Here is a 13478-nt window from a genome sequence, read left to right on the forward strand (position 1 = left end):
GAGGCTCTCATGAGAGTGCCGGTCCGTCACATCGCCGGACACCTGCTGTGGTCGACACACGGCAGCGTGTGGGCCCTCTACCGGCTACAGCCCGGCCCGGACGCCACCGGACACAACGAAGATACGGTCCACGGCACATACGTGGCCCCCGCTGTCCGCGACGAACTCCTGGCGAAAACCACACAGCTGGTGCGGTCACTGACCGGGGCGCCCCGCCTGTTCGGGCTGAGCGCCCAGGTCGACCCGGGCGAAATCGCCTGGCGGATGATCGACGGCATCGACCCCGCTCACAGTGCCAGGGACGGCATGGAACATCCGTGGCTGGAGAACGTCGACGCGGCGCTCGACCTGCTCGAGGACCAGGAGATGCACCGCCGCACCCTGTGGCTCGCCGTCCCGCTGCACACCGAGCAGAGAGGGCTGCAACTCACTGCCGCCACCGGCGCGCTGTGGGCAGAGGTGTCGCAGTCACTCGGACTGCGCCCGGCGCCCGTGACCCGGCGTGAGGTGATCGCCTACCGGGAACAAGCCGCCCGGATCGAGGCCGAACTCGCCGGCGGGACCGCGTTCAGGCCCGCCCGGCCCGCGGAGATCGTATGGATGATGCAACACGCCCTCCACCGCGGCCTGCACGAACCGCTCCTGAGCGACGCCGAGACCAGCGACCTGTACGGCAGCACACTCCACAACGGTGTGCTGCGCTCCCCCAGCTACGCCGACCTCGGCCAGACCCGCCTCACCGAAGGCGGCACCACCCCGCACAGCCCAGCCACCACACCCAACACCAACACCAACACTGCGCCCGACACCGGCGACGGCGACAGCGACAGCAACGGCGGCAAGGCTCGCCGGAGACGCACCGGCCGGCGCTCACGCATCGGGTCGCCGCTGCGCCGCAGGTGGCTGCAGGTCGAGAGCGAGAACGGGTGCGGCTACCAGGCCCACCTGGCGCTGGCCGAATTGCCTCCCACCGTTGCGGCGGATGCGGCCGATCTGTTCGCGCAGCTGGAATCGCTCTCTTTCCCCGTCGACTACACCGTCGACCTCACGCTGGTGCCCGCCGAACGGGCCAAGGAGCAGGTACGGCGCAAGAAGAACGAACTCGCCGACCAGGCCGACCAGTACGACATGCGCCCCACCGGCATGCCCGCATCCCTGACCGCCGCTGCCCGCGACCTGGGTGAGCTGGACGCCCGCCTGTCCCGCACCTCGGTCGAAGTCGAAGTGCAGTCCGTCACCGTGCTCACCGTGTGGGGGCCCACCGCCGCCGCCTGCGACGCCCGAGCTCGGGCACTGGCCGCGCTGCTCGCCGGGGCGGACTACCGCGCAGTGCGCCCCACCGGCCTGCAAGAAGCCCTGTTCACCCTCGGACTGCCCGGCACCGCACGCCCCGCGGCCGTACGGGAGTTCACCCAGCACCAAGTCTCCGAAGACTGGGCACTCGGCGGGGCATTCACCCTCCACGAAAACGGCGATCCCACCGGCATGCTCCTCGGCCTCGATCTGGACTGCGGCACCACCCGCCCGGTGCTGATCAACGTGGCGGACGCACCGCGGCAGGACGCCTCCGCCTCGATGGGAGTGGTCGGCGACCTCGGATCGGGCAAAAGCGTCCTGCAGAAACTCGTCGCCTCAGCGGTCGTCGACCGTGCCGGGCGGGCCATCTGCATCGACCGCACCCCCGTCCGCGAATGGGCAGCATTCGCCCGCACCGCCGCACCCGGACGCAGTCAGATCATCGACGCCGCCCGAGCCGAGCTGTCGATCGACCCGCTGCGCATGTTCCACGGTCCGGAAGGCCGCCACTACGCGCTGAGCTACCTCACCCTGCAGTTCGGCATCGGCCCGATGACCACCTCGGGCGAAGTGCTGCACCACGCGGTCGAACAAGCCGCGGGCAGTGACCAGCCCTCCATGCACCGCGTCCTCGAGGCCCTCGACGCCATGGCCGGCAGCGCGAGCGGGAAACGGCAGGACACCGCCGCCACCCTCGCCGGACTACTGCGCGTCGTGGCCGACCACCACCTGGCCCGCATGGTCTTCGACCCCCACCTGCCGCCCGTACAACTCGACACCACCAGCACCTCCGACCTGATCGTCATCACCACCAGCGGCCTGACACTCCCACCCAAAGCCGCGTTCACCGACCCCGAAGTCCTGCGCCAACAACCGCTCGAGGCCCTCATCGGCCGCGCGGTGCTCTATCTGATCGCCGCGATCGCCCGCCAGACCGCGTTCACCGACCCCGACCGGTTCTGCGCAGTCGTCGTCGACGAAACCTACTGGCTCACCGGGTCAGCCGAAGGCACCGCGCTGGTCCACGAAATCCTCCACGACGGCCGCAAACACGGCGCCGGGCTCTTCGCCGGCGCACACGACGCCGAAGAACTCGGACCCGACCGCGGCCTGATGGCCTACCGCGCCCTTGCCCGCACCACCAACCACGAACGCGCCCGCCGAGGACTGGAATTCATCGGCCTCAACAACACCGACGCGGAACTGGTACGCCTCGTCACCACCGGCCTGTCCCCCATCGGCCACAAAATCCGGGCCGGCGAAATCCTCCTCACCAGCCCGCGGCAGAACACCGGCCGACTCACCGTCCGCATCCCCGCCATACCGCGGATCGCCGACCGCATCACCACCACCCCCGGCAACAGCCCGCACCACCCACCGGTGGCCGGTGGTGGGGGCGACCAGTCCACAGGGCCCGCGGCCCTGGGCGCCGGCCGGAAGGAGGCACGCCAATGACCCGGTCGTTCGATGCCCGCCACTGCATCACGGTTGCCGCGAGCATCCTCTGTGTCGCCGCGATCGTCGTCGGCACCCTCACCCTCGCCGTCCAGGTCGGCGTGGCGCAGCATGGGATGCCGGAGATCGACGGCGCCTTCCCCACCGCTCCGACGCCTTCCGGCACCGGGACAAGCGGGGTATGTGACCGCATCATCGGGCCCGCCCGCGCCCACTGCATTCCAGAAGGCCCCGAACAGCCTGGCGAGGCGCCCGCCTCCGGGGCCGGGTCGTCCCGGGCATGGACAGTGCTCGTGCCCGCCATCGCTTTGGCGGCGATGCTGCTGGTGCAGCTGCACGACCGGCTGAGCAGGCGGCGATGATGCGGCGCCCGGACCACGGCACACTCCGCACCGCCGGCTTCACCAGTCTCCTGATCGTGGTGTTCCTGACGGTGAACACCACCGTGGCCCACGCCGCCACCACAACCTCCGAGTCCGGCGGGCTGCTGGCCCCGTTGAACATCAACAGCTCCGAGGGCGCGCCGATCGACGGCTACGAACTGTCCGCCGACGGCGGATCGATCGTCTCGTTCACCTCGCAAGCCCTCGCGTTCGTGCTCAGCGGCCTGTTCACCGTCGTACGGCTCCTGGTCGGACTCTCCTGCTGGGCGGTCGAAGTCGCGTTCCGGTTCCCGCTCCTCAAAGTCCTGGCCGCCCCCGCACAGAAAGTCTCCGACGCCTACAGCCATGCGGTCGTCGACACCCTCGGTCTGAAGGGGCTGTTGCTCGCCTGGGCGTTCGTGTTCGGGCTGATCATGTTCGTGCGCGGCAAGGTCGGCAGAGGGCTCGGCGAGATCGTCCTCACCCTGATGATCGCGGCCCTCGCGGCCTCCGCGTTCGTCCGCCCCGACTACCTGCTCTCGCATCAGGGTCCGCTCGCGCAGACGCAGCAGGCGGCGGCCGAGGTGGCGCAGCAGACCGTCAACTCCTACGACTGGGGCGGAAAAATCTACAGCGGCGGCCCGTGCTCGGGCATGGCCGGCCGCGAGGAAGCAAAATGCCTCGCCACGCAGGGCGCCAAGCCGGTATCGGCCGCCGAGGTGGCCCGCCCGATCCAGGACGCGGTCACCAACGCCCTCATCGTCAAGCCCTACATGCTGCTGCAGTACGGACAGATCCTCGACCCCGGCAAACCGGCCGACCGCAAGGCCTACGACCTGCACCTCAAGTGGATCAGCGGCGGCTACCAGGCCGACAAGACACAGCGAGAGGACAAGTGCCGGCTCATCGTCGGCCATGCACGGAAATACTGCCGGGACAGCGAAGCCGAAAAGAACCGCCGTAACAGCGAGGACGACCTGCCTGCTCTCACCCCCGGCGACGCCCTGCTGGAGACGGCAAGCCCCCTCCTGAGCGAACAGGACCAGCAGTTCGCCGCCTTCCTCAACGAGCTCAAGGACGCCGGACCGGTCGGCAAGGCCTGCGCCGACTACGCCAAGAAGCCAACCTGGTGGCGGGCCGGCGGCGCCGCACTGCTGCTGCTGGCGGCCGTGCTGATCTGCGCGATGCTGCTGGCCGCGGCGATCGTGCTGCTGGGCACCCAGGCCGCTGACGCGGCCGCCGCGGCCGCCGGCGTCCTCACGTTCGTGTGGGGCATGCTGCCCGGCCCGAGCCGCCAGGTGGTGTGGAAGTGGCTGGCGCTGTTCGGCATCTCGATGCTGTCCATGACCGGCGTCTGCCTGTTCCTGCCGTTCTTCGGCATCGCCGTCGACGCCATCCTCACCAACGGCCCCGACCTGATGGTCGAACGCCTGCTGCTCCTGGACGTCCTCGCGCTCGCCGGACTCGCCTTCCACCGCCGTCTGCTGGCCGGCATCACCAGCTTCGGCCAGCGCACCGCGCTGCGGATGCGCTACATGAAAGTCGGCGGCACCCACCTGCCCGGCGACACCAGCGACCTCGGCGCCGCGCTCGCCCTCAACGGCATCGGCGGCGGGCACGGGTTCGGGTTCGGCGGCGGTCTGCGTGCCCTGGGCAGCCACGGGCACCTCGGCACCCGCCAGCGCCTCATGGGCCACCTCGCCGCGCTCGCCGACAGTGCCGGCATGCCGCTGGACACCCGCCGGATGCTGACCGACGCCAGCGCCGAAGCCACCCGCGGCCTCGCCCCGCTCGCCATCGCCGCCACCGGAGCCCGCCTCGGCGTGCAGGGGGCGTACGGCCTGCTCATCGGCCGGCGCCCCGGCGACGACGTTCTCGCCCGGCTGCGTAAGCCGACCGCCGGCGACGGACCCGACGACGACGGCAACGGGCCCGCGGGCAGCGGTGTGAGCCCGGACGGGCCGCCCGACCGGTACCGCGACGAACAGGGCCGGATCGTCAACCGCACCACCGGGGACGTGCTCCACGACCAGTACAGCGACCGCACCCTTCTCTCCACCCGCGCCCACAACCGGCTCGTCCGGCTGCGCGGCTACCGCCTCCTGCACCAAGGCGGCCGCCTCGCCTACGGCTCCACCTACGGCCTGCCCCGCAGTCTCAGCAACGGACGAGCCCGCACCTCCCGCTACACCCAGGACACCCGCAAGCAGCTGCGCGTCTGGGGCAACACGGTCCGAGAGGACGGGCGAGCCTGGCGCAGCAACCCGGACACCCACATGGCCGCACGTCTCGTTCGCGAACCGCGCGACAACCGCAACGACGGTGGCGGGGGGCCCTTCGCGCCCCGCCGCCTGCCCACACCCACCCGACCGGCAACCCACCAAGCCACCCGGATCCCGCCACCACCGGCGCACGCGCCCGCTGTGCCCTCCCCTCTCACGACACCGGCAGCGGCGGGTGAGGCGAGCAGCATCGCGCCACCAGTGCGGCCGGGCCCGCCCGATCGGGCGGAACTGCGCCGCCGCGTCATCGACCGGCTCGGGGCGGGCGACCCGCCCGAAGAGCGCCGCCGGGTCCTGGACGCCTACGAGGAACGCGAGGAGACACGGCGCCGGGTCCGCGAGGCCCTGGAGTGGGACGACGGCAGCGACGGTGACGGCTCGTGAGCCGCCGCCGGAGCCGAAAGGCCCAGTGGGGCTGCGTAGCAGTCCTGCTGCTGCTCACAGCCGTGTGCTGCGCGGCCCCCCTGTCCTCAGCCGTCAACGCGATGGCCGCACTGAGCGCGAACGGGCAACCGGACGACGACGGGCCGGTCGAAGCCGGCACGAGCGCCGACATCCCGCCCCGGATGCTCACCGCCTACACCAAAGCCGTCCAGTTGACCGGCCGGCACGCGCCGAAGTGCCGCGGGATGCGCTGGCCCGTCCTCGCCGGGATCGCCAAGGCCGAGTCCAACCACGCAGTCGGCCGCTCCGTCAGCGACCGAGGCGACATCCGCCCCAAAATCTACGGCGTGCTGCTCAACGGCTCCGGCGCCGGCGGCAACACCACGACCTTCCCCGACACCGACGGCGGGAAGTGGGACGGCACCGCCCACAGCGAGCGGGCCGTCGGGCCGTTCCAGTTCCTGCCCTCCACCTGGGAAGGCAGCGGCCGGGACGCGAGCGGCGACGGGCAGGCCGATCCGCACAACGCAGACGACGCCGCCCTCAGCGCCGCGATCCACCTGTGCGGCAACGGCCGCAACCTGACCCGGCGGGACCAACTGCGCAGCGCGGTCTTCCAGTACAACCACTCGGACGCGTACGTGAACAACGTCCTCCGCTGGATCGACCAGTACACCGCCACCGCCCGCCAGCCGACCAGCATCAACAGCGTCACCGGCACAGCGCGCACCGTGCTGCACGCAGCGCTCGCCCAGCTCGGCATGCCGTACTCCTGGGGCGGCGGAAGCTCCACCGGCCCCAGCCGCGGCATCTGCTGTTCACCGAGCGGGAAATCCGGCACCGGCACCACCGGCTTCGACTGCTCCGGACTGACAACGTACGCGTTCGCGCGCGCCGGAATCAGCCTGCCACGCACCGCCGCCGCACAAGCCGGCCGCGGGAAACGAATCCCCACCTCGGCAGGCAAAACCGCTCTACAGCCCGGCGACCTGGTGTTCTACGCCTACATGCCCGGCCTCGACACCACAATCCACCACGTCGGCATCTACATCGGCGACGGCCAGATGATCAACGCCGCCCGCCCCGGCACCCGGGTACGCCTCGACCCAGTCGACGCGATGCCCGGATATGCGGGAGGTACCCGCCAGTGGTAACCACCCACTCCCCCACAGCCCGAGCGCCGTGGCTGCTGACCGGTTGCACGCTCGTGTCCGCAGCCGCCGGATGCCTGCTGCTGACCGCACCCAACACCGGTTCCCCAATGCCCGATACGGCACAAGCGACCGTCGTCGAGCCGACGCCCGCTCATACCGCCCTGGCACGCCAGCGGCCAAGCCGGCCAACAGCAGTTACGGGCGATGCGCCCACCACCGTGGGGCCGGTGCCGCGCGGCGAAGGACCGGCCGGCGACCGCACCATCCAGCAGCAGCTCGAGGAGGCCTGGCCCCGCGACCTGCCGGCTCGCGACGAGCAGCAACTGACCGCCATGGCAAAGACGTTGCTGCGCGCCGATGCCACCGGCGTCGGCCGCGCCCGGTTCCCGGACCACTTCCCCGAAGCCGGGGACACGGTAACGACCGCGTTCAGCCGCTTCCGCATCCAGGCCGTCATCGCCCGCCAGGACGACAGCCAAGGCCGGGCGGTCGTGCACCTGGTGTGGGCCGGGGCCGACCGGGGCGGCACCCACAGCGACGGCCGCACCACCACCCTCCACTTCACCCGCACCACCCGGAATGCAGCCGCGTCATGGACACCGCAACCACACACCCGCCCGTGACCGCCAGCGCCGGCCCACCAGTTGCCGTCACCTCCACACCAGCCGACATCGTCACAACCCTGCTCGACACACTGGCCTGGCTCATGGGCCACGGGTATCTGATCGTGCTGGCCCTCCTCGCCCTGTGGGTACCCGCGGAGATGCTCGTACAACGCCTGGCAGCCATAGCCTCCCGCGAACGAATGTCCCTCGAACTCGTACCCGCCCACTACTTCGACCCCAGCCCGGAGGAAATCTTCCGCCGCGGCGTGCAACTCGCCCGCGCCTCCACCTCAATGCCGTGGTGGGCACCGCGCCGCACCAAAGCGGTCCGCATCCGGCTGCGCGCCGACGGCAGTACCGCGCTCACCTACCGGATCGAGGGCCCGGCCGGCGGGGAACGACTGCTGTCCATGACACCCTTCGGCCCCGCCGTACGGGTCACCAAGACCACACCAATCCGCGACAAACCCCGCAAACACCGCGTGCGCGCCGAATTCCTGCTACGCGGCCAGCCCGTCGCCGCCCTGCGCGAAGTGCCACTCGAACCCGATCCACTGCAGCCCCTCGTCGACGCGGTGGCCGACCTGCGCGCCGACCTCGGCGACCTCGCCGAAGTCGCCGTCGACATCCAACGCGCCCCGAAATGGGTCCTGCGCGCCCGCCGCATCCAGATCATGGCCGCAGCCCGCCGCCGCGAGCGACGCGAATCCGAAAGGGCGGCACGCTGGATCCGCCGGGACGCCGCAGCCGTCGAAGACTCGCTCATCGGACACCTGCAGCAGCTGGCCGGCCCCGGCGGCCGGCAACCAGCCAGCGGGCGGCGGCTGGTGATGCCACCCGTGCCACACCGCGTCGACCGGGCAGAAGCCCTGGGAAAGCTCGCCGAGGACGACCAACTGGTGCGCGTGCAGCTGCTCGTCACGTGCGCATCGAACATTGAAGGCCGAGCCCAGGCCCGGCTTGCGCAGATTCAGGCCGGCCTCGATGTGTTCGGCGGCCGGGCCCGCTGGGCCATGCGCGGACTACGGCTCGGCCCCTGGCGGCTCGGCGCCGACCGGTGGCCCTCCCGCCGCAGCTTCGAACGCCGCTGGCAGCTCGGCCACTGCCAGCCCCCATCGGCGAACTGGGTCCGCCTGGAAGAACTCACCGGACTCCTCAAGCCCCCCACCCGGCACTGCCGGCTGCCGCTGCTCGCCAACGACCTGCCGACCTTCGCCTTCGGGGACCCCTCGCTGCTGCTGCAGGGCATCCACCGCGGCCCGGACGGAAGAGAGCGTCTGGTCGCCACCCACGCCGCCGAGACCCTGTTCGAGGCCGGCGTCGGACAGACCGGCGGGGGAAAGACGGAACGCGCCGTCGCGCAGGCGATCGGTGTCGCCCACGCCGGCGGTGGCCTGCTGTTCGTCGACCCGCACCGGGACTCCTGGCCCCGCGCCTCCACGTTCCTTGGCCACGACGAACTCATGGGCCGCGTGGCGCTCGTCGACCTCAACGCCACCGGCCCCCACGCGCCCGTCAGTTCGTGGAACCCGATCGGCATGCACCACCGGCAGGCGGCGCACGAAGTCACCGAGGCCGTGGTGGACGCGTTCGCGACCGTCCTCGGCTGGGACGACGCCGCCGCCCCGCGGGCCACCACCATTCTCACCGCCGCCGTCAACGTGCTCGTCGCGGTCAACGAGGCGGCCGTCGCCGCCGGGCGGCCCAAGGACCAGGCCACGATCTTCCACATCCGGCCGCTGCTGACCGACCCGGAGTTTCGTGCGGACGCGCTCGCCGGTGTGGGGGACCGGCTGGACGAGGACACGAAGTCGTGGTGGCACACCACCTTTCCGACCTTCCCGCCGGATGCATTCGGCGTTGTCCTCAACCCGCTGGCGCGTTTGGCCGGCAATCCCGTCAGCCGGGCGTTCCTTGGTCAGCCGGTCGGCGTCTACAACATCCGCGCCGCGATGGATCACCGCATGATCGTGTGGGTGTGCACCGCCGGCACCGGCCCCACCGACCGGCTCCTGACCGCCCTGCTCGCCCGGGACCTGCTGCGCGCCGGACGATCCCGCCGCGACACCCCCGAAGCGGACCGGGCACCGTTCCACGTCTACCTGGACGAGCTGATCACCCTCACCGGCTCAGCGCCGGAAACCATCGCCGCCATGTTCGAGGACTTCCGCAAATACAAGATCCATGTGCACGGCATGACCCAGCTTCTGGCCCGACTGCCCGTCCCGGTGCGGATGTCGCTGCTGCAAAACGCCTCCAGCCTCGCCACCACCACCGGCTCCCGGACCGCGATCGCAGCCATCACCGCCGAATGGGGCGACCACCCCAGCCCCGAACGCGTCGCCGCCCTCGACCGGTACGAGCACTACATCTCCCTCACCGTGAAAGGCCGCAGAGTCGGCCCACTCCAACTGCGTGGTCCCTACCTTGACGAGGTCTTCGCCGCCCAGGCCCGCCCCAAGGATGCGGTGGCCGAACTCGAACGTGCCGCCCTCCAGATCGCGGGCGCCCAGCCGCTCAGCCAGCTCATCGACAACGCAGCGGAACAACTCGACCGCGTCCACACATTCCTCAACCCGCAGCACTCCAAGCACGGTTCAGCCGCGGACAGATCCAAGAAGGGGTACCAGTGAGCCATCTCGTCCCGAAGCCCGACGCAGCCGAGCTCCGGCCCAGCCCGTCCGAGCCCCTGCGGCACCAACTGCTCGCCGCACTCGCCCAACACCGGATCGCCACCACAGCCCAACTGCAGGCGATGCTGCGGCCCTCCGCGTCCCGGCAGGCGATCTCGCAGCCGCTGATCCAGCTGCGCGGCGAAAGGTTCGTCGGTTCCACCGCGCTGCCCTCCGCCTCGCGCAGCCACGCCTGGTACCTCACACCGAATGGCGCCCGCCTCACCCGGGACTGGCCCGCACTGCGCGGCCGGCCCCCCTACCCCATCACCTCCGCGACCGCTGCCTCCCTGCGGACGCCGCACACGCTCACCGCGGTCCGCGCCCACCTGGCCTTCGCCGCCGACGCACGGCAACGAGGCGACGAACACCGGTACCTGGACTGGACCCCGGAAGTGGCCCACTCGATCGGCGAAGGACAACGGGTAATCGCTGACGCCTTCATGCACTACACCCTCACCGAAGGCGACGAGCGCACGAAACTGCGGGCGTTCGTCGAGATCGACCGGGCCACCACCAGCGCCGAACGCCTGGCCACCAAACTCATCGACTACGCCCGGCTCCACACCTACATCCCCATCGTGCCCGGCCGCCGCGCCGCCACACGCAACCCCGGACCCAGCTGGCAACGCTGGTATCCCCTCTTCCCGCGCGTCCTGTTCATCCTCACCGGAGCAAGCCCCCGCACCCTCAACAACCGCATCGCAGACCTGAACGCCATGACCCGCGAACATCCCGCCGTCACCGCCATGGCCCGCGACGTTCCACTCGCCGCAGCCCTACTCGAAGACCTCGAACAACACGGACCGACTACCGCGGTGTGGACACCACTCGCCGCGCCCGCCGAACCCCGCTCCTGGACAGACCTCTAACCCATCAAGGTGAGGGCCACCAACAGAACCCGCCCACCTGCGGTGCTGAGACTGGTGCCCTGGACGAAGAAACAGCTGGACAACACCATCAAGCGCTGCGGCGCCGCTGCCGCGACCCGAACGCCTCCCCGAAATGAGCGAATTCCCCATGACCTGGACTGCCATCATGCCGATGACGAGGCGCCTGAACCGCGAAGCCCGCCCGGCCGAGCAACGAGACGTCAGCCCGTACTACAGGGCACAGGCCGCCTGAACTTTCAGTGGCCCCCTGGGCCGACGCCAGGGTCCGAGGCCGGCCTGACCTGGTTGGTCAATCCAGGTCACAACTCCCAAACGACTTCGCACTTTCAAGCGGCCGGTTCGTGGCGGGCTTCGATGATGCCCGCATGAGTATCTCTGGGATCATGGCCGTCATCGCGCCTCTCGCTGGAGTTGTACTTGGAGCAGCTGGATCTCTTGGAGCTCAATTCCTCTGGACCCGCACGACAACGGCACAGGCCCAGGCAGAACGAGCGGCGGCTCTGAGGGCTGAGCGAAAGGACGCCATCCGGGACTTCCTCGATGCCGCGCAAACGGTGGAACGCATAGCCCATCACCGTTTCAGCAACGGCCAACACGATGACGACGCGGGCTCAGCCACGCACCGCTTGTGGTTCCTGCAGAAGTGCACCGACATCGTCGGCTCGCCTGAACTGCGCGTAGCGACCCTCGAGTATGCCAAGCGGTTGAGCGACGCGGTCTGGAAACACAGACCTGTGGACGCACAAAAATCTGCAGACGATCAGCTTCGGGACTACATCGCTCCGCATCGTGACCGCTTTCTGCGGGCGGCCCGCCACGAACTCAGCATCCCTGAACTCAGCTGAGTGACAAGAAGATCAGCATAGGTGTTCGGACCCGAGCACTGACCGAAGGCCCAAACCAGTCAGCACGAAGGCGAAGTGCTGCCGCAGTTCACGGAAGGCGACGCCCCCGGTCAGGAGACCGGGGGCGTCGCCTTTGCCTCACCGAAGGGTTAGAAAGTGTCGAGCACCACCGAACCCTCGGGTCAACGGCGGATGTTCACTGTCACGTTGACGCCGGCGGCGGCACCGCCGGCGATGGCTGCGGCCACGGCCGCTTCGGGGTGGCCAGTGAGCGCCAAGCCCGCCACAGCAATGACGGACAACATGCTGGTAACAGCGGTGAGCCGACTGAGCCCACGCACGTGGTTCTCGGGCTCCGTTGGGGTACGGTCGATGAATGTCAAGGGTTCCGCTCTCCTCACAGTGGACCGGTGACCCGAAGGCAGACGAGAGGGAGATCCGCGAGAGGCCAGCCGCCAAGCAAGAGCCTCAAACGGGTCTCCCCTTCGTCACGCTGAAGGGCCGCTGATGCCAAACAACAATAACGGCCACGTCCTGAAGGTGGCGGCACGCGTCGTGCACGCAAGTCCTTGCCAGTTCGTCCTCGGTGTAGCCCATCTTGCCCGACTTTGAGTCCCAGTTGGGTACCCGCACGGTGCCGTAGTCGTTGACGAAACTCCCGCTCTGACCTGCGGTTATGTCTTCACCCTTTAGGCGGAATGTCTTGTTCCGTACTCTGCTGCGGGAATGCTATGCAACGACTCATGTCGCTGCGACGACCCAAGTTGCTGTGAGTAGACGTGCCCGTCGGGCCACCGGCGCCCATACTGTCACGGACGGTCCCAAGTCTAGGTGCCCCTGCGTATTGCCAGTGAAGTCGGCATGCAAAGTCGCATTGGCAACTCAACCGTTCGGCATCGGAGTTCATCAAGTCGATGTCGGCGAGGCTGGAAGGCCTTCGCGGACCGCTTCCCCCCTGCGTGTCCGCTTCTACCACGAGGCAAGGGGAATTGGGGGCCCGTTGTGGGGTGCGAGTCGCGCTGCCCGCTTTGGGGGTGCCGAGGCAGACGTCCCTGAGTACTACTCGGTGAAGTCAGCGTGCAACGTGGCACTGGCAACTCGCATCGGGTTACGCCGACTCCACAGCCCGACGAGCAGTTCACCGTTCGGCTGCAGGATTTGGCTGTGGCCGGCCCGGAACTGATCAGCACCGCAATGCGGCAGTTGCGCCGAACTCTTCAGCATGTGCAAGGAGTCCTACATCAAGGACCGGCTGATCGAGCAGCGCAACTGGTATCACCTGAGCGGCGAGATCCGCCGCGTCACATGCTCTGGATCGGTCTCGATGGGGGCTGCTCACGCTGCCGGTTCACGCACAACGGCCGGAGGCGTCCCGGGCCCTGACTGTGCAGACCTGAAAGGCGAGGGCTCTTGGATTGTGCACTCGTGTAATACCGCGCGGCCTGTTGCCTCTCTAGCGTGATCGCATCGACCGGGCCGTGCACTGGCTTTCCCTGGCCGGCGGGCAGCAGGGCAGCAGGCTCGGCGCAC

At 69.5% G+C, this 13478-nt stretch carries 10 protein-coding genes; 8 read left to right on the top strand and 2 right to left on the bottom strand.

The window, feature by feature from the left end:
• Positions 1-9: 9 nt before the first annotated feature.
• The 8 genes from ACH4YL_RS39340 to ACH4YL_RS39375 all read left to right on the top strand — a co-directional run bounded on the left by ACH4YL_RS39340 (position 10) and on the right by ACH4YL_RS39375 (position 11948).
• The gene (locus tag ACH4YL_RS39340) at positions 10-2751 is read left to right on the top strand and encodes an ATP-binding protein (protein ID WP_398512359.1); all 2742 of its coding nucleotides are present in this window, start codon (positions 10-12) and stop codon (positions 2749-2751) included.
• Positions 2748-3113 (top strand): hypothetical protein, encoded by a 366-nt coding sequence (locus tag ACH4YL_RS39345; protein ID WP_398512339.1) that lies wholly within the window; start codon positions 2748-2750, stop codon positions 3111-3113. The genes ACH4YL_RS39340 and ACH4YL_RS39345 overlap by 4 nt, the downstream gene beginning before the upstream one ends.
• Positions 3110-5779, top strand: a complete 2670-nt coding sequence (locus tag ACH4YL_RS39350) for a hypothetical protein (RefSeq protein WP_398512340.1) — start codon at positions 3110-3112, stop codon at positions 5777-5779. Before ACH4YL_RS39345 ends, ACH4YL_RS39350 begins: the two co-directional genes overlap by 4 nt.
• Positions 5776-6933, top strand: coding sequence for a C40 family peptidase (locus tag ACH4YL_RS39355; protein WP_398512341.1), 1158 nt, complete (start codon positions 5776-5778; stop codon positions 6931-6933). The genes ACH4YL_RS39350 and ACH4YL_RS39355 overlap by 4 nt, the downstream gene beginning before the upstream one ends.
• A 227-nt stretch (positions 6934-7160) precedes the next feature.
• Positions 7161-7556, top strand: a complete 396-nt coding sequence (locus ACH4YL_RS39360) for a hypothetical protein (protein WP_398512342.1) — start codon at positions 7161-7163, stop codon at positions 7554-7556.
• Positions 7557-7639: 83 nt separating this feature from the next.
• Complete coding sequence (locus ACH4YL_RS39365) at positions 7640-10171, top strand: ATP/GTP-binding protein (RefSeq protein WP_398512360.1); 2532 nt, start codon at positions 7640-7642, stop codon at positions 10169-10171.
• On the top strand, positions 10168-11082 hold the full coding sequence (locus ACH4YL_RS39370; protein WP_398512343.1) for a replication-relaxation family protein: 915 nt from the start codon (positions 10168-10170) through the stop codon (positions 11080-11082). The genes ACH4YL_RS39365 and ACH4YL_RS39370 overlap by 4 nt, the downstream gene beginning before the upstream one ends.
• Before the next feature lie 404 nt (positions 11083-11486).
• A complete protein-coding gene (locus ACH4YL_RS39375; protein ID WP_398512344.1) occupies positions 11487-11948 on the top strand; it encodes a hypothetical protein in 462 nt (153 codons plus the stop codon).
• A 182-nt stretch (positions 11949-12130) separates the two neighbouring features.
• Here the strand turns inward: ACH4YL_RS39375 and ACH4YL_RS39380 are convergent, their stop codons facing one another.
• Positions 12131-12331, bottom strand: a complete 201-nt coding sequence (locus tag ACH4YL_RS39380) for a hypothetical protein (RefSeq protein ID WP_398512345.1) — start codon at positions 12329-12331, stop codon at positions 12131-12133.
• A 676-nt stretch (positions 12332-13007) separates the two neighbouring features.
• The gene (locus ACH4YL_RS39385; RefSeq protein WP_398512346.1) at positions 13008-13172 is read right to left on the bottom strand and encodes a hypothetical protein; all 165 of its coding nucleotides are present in this window, start codon (positions 13170-13172) and stop codon (positions 13008-13010) included.
• Positions 13173-13478 lie beyond the last annotated feature (306 nt).

Origin of the sequence: Streptomyces sp. NPDC020681 (genome assembly GCF_044334895.1) — a bacterium.
GTDB lineage: Bacteria > Actinomycetota > Actinomycetes > Streptomycetales > Streptomycetaceae > Streptomyces.

What these genes read in the sequence shown, in the direction of transcription:
- ACH4YL_RS39340 (WP_398512359.1), top strand. Translation starts at nt 10, where the DNA reads ATGAGAGTGCCGGTCCGTCACATCGCCGGACACCTGCTGTGGTCGACA.
- ACH4YL_RS39375 (WP_398512344.1), top strand. Translation starts at nt 11,487, where the DNA reads ATGGCCGTCATCGCGCCTCTCGCTGGAGTTGTACTTGGAGCAGCTGGA.
- ACH4YL_RS39350 (WP_398512340.1), top strand. Translation starts at nt 3,110, where the DNA reads ATGATGCGGCGCCCGGACCACGGCACACTCCGCACCGCCGGCTTCACC.
- ACH4YL_RS39345 (WP_398512339.1), top strand. Translation starts at nt 2,748, where the DNA reads ATGACCCGGTCGTTCGATGCCCGCCACTGCATCACGGTTGCCGCGAGC.
- ACH4YL_RS39385 (WP_398512346.1), bottom strand. Translation starts at nt 13,172, where the DNA reads ATGCTGAAGAGTTCGGCGCAACTGCCGCATTGCGGTGCTGATCAGTTC.
- ACH4YL_RS39365 (WP_398512360.1), top strand. Translation starts at nt 7,640, where the DNA reads ATGGGCCACGGGTATCTGATCGTGCTGGCCCTCCTCGCCCTGTGGGTA.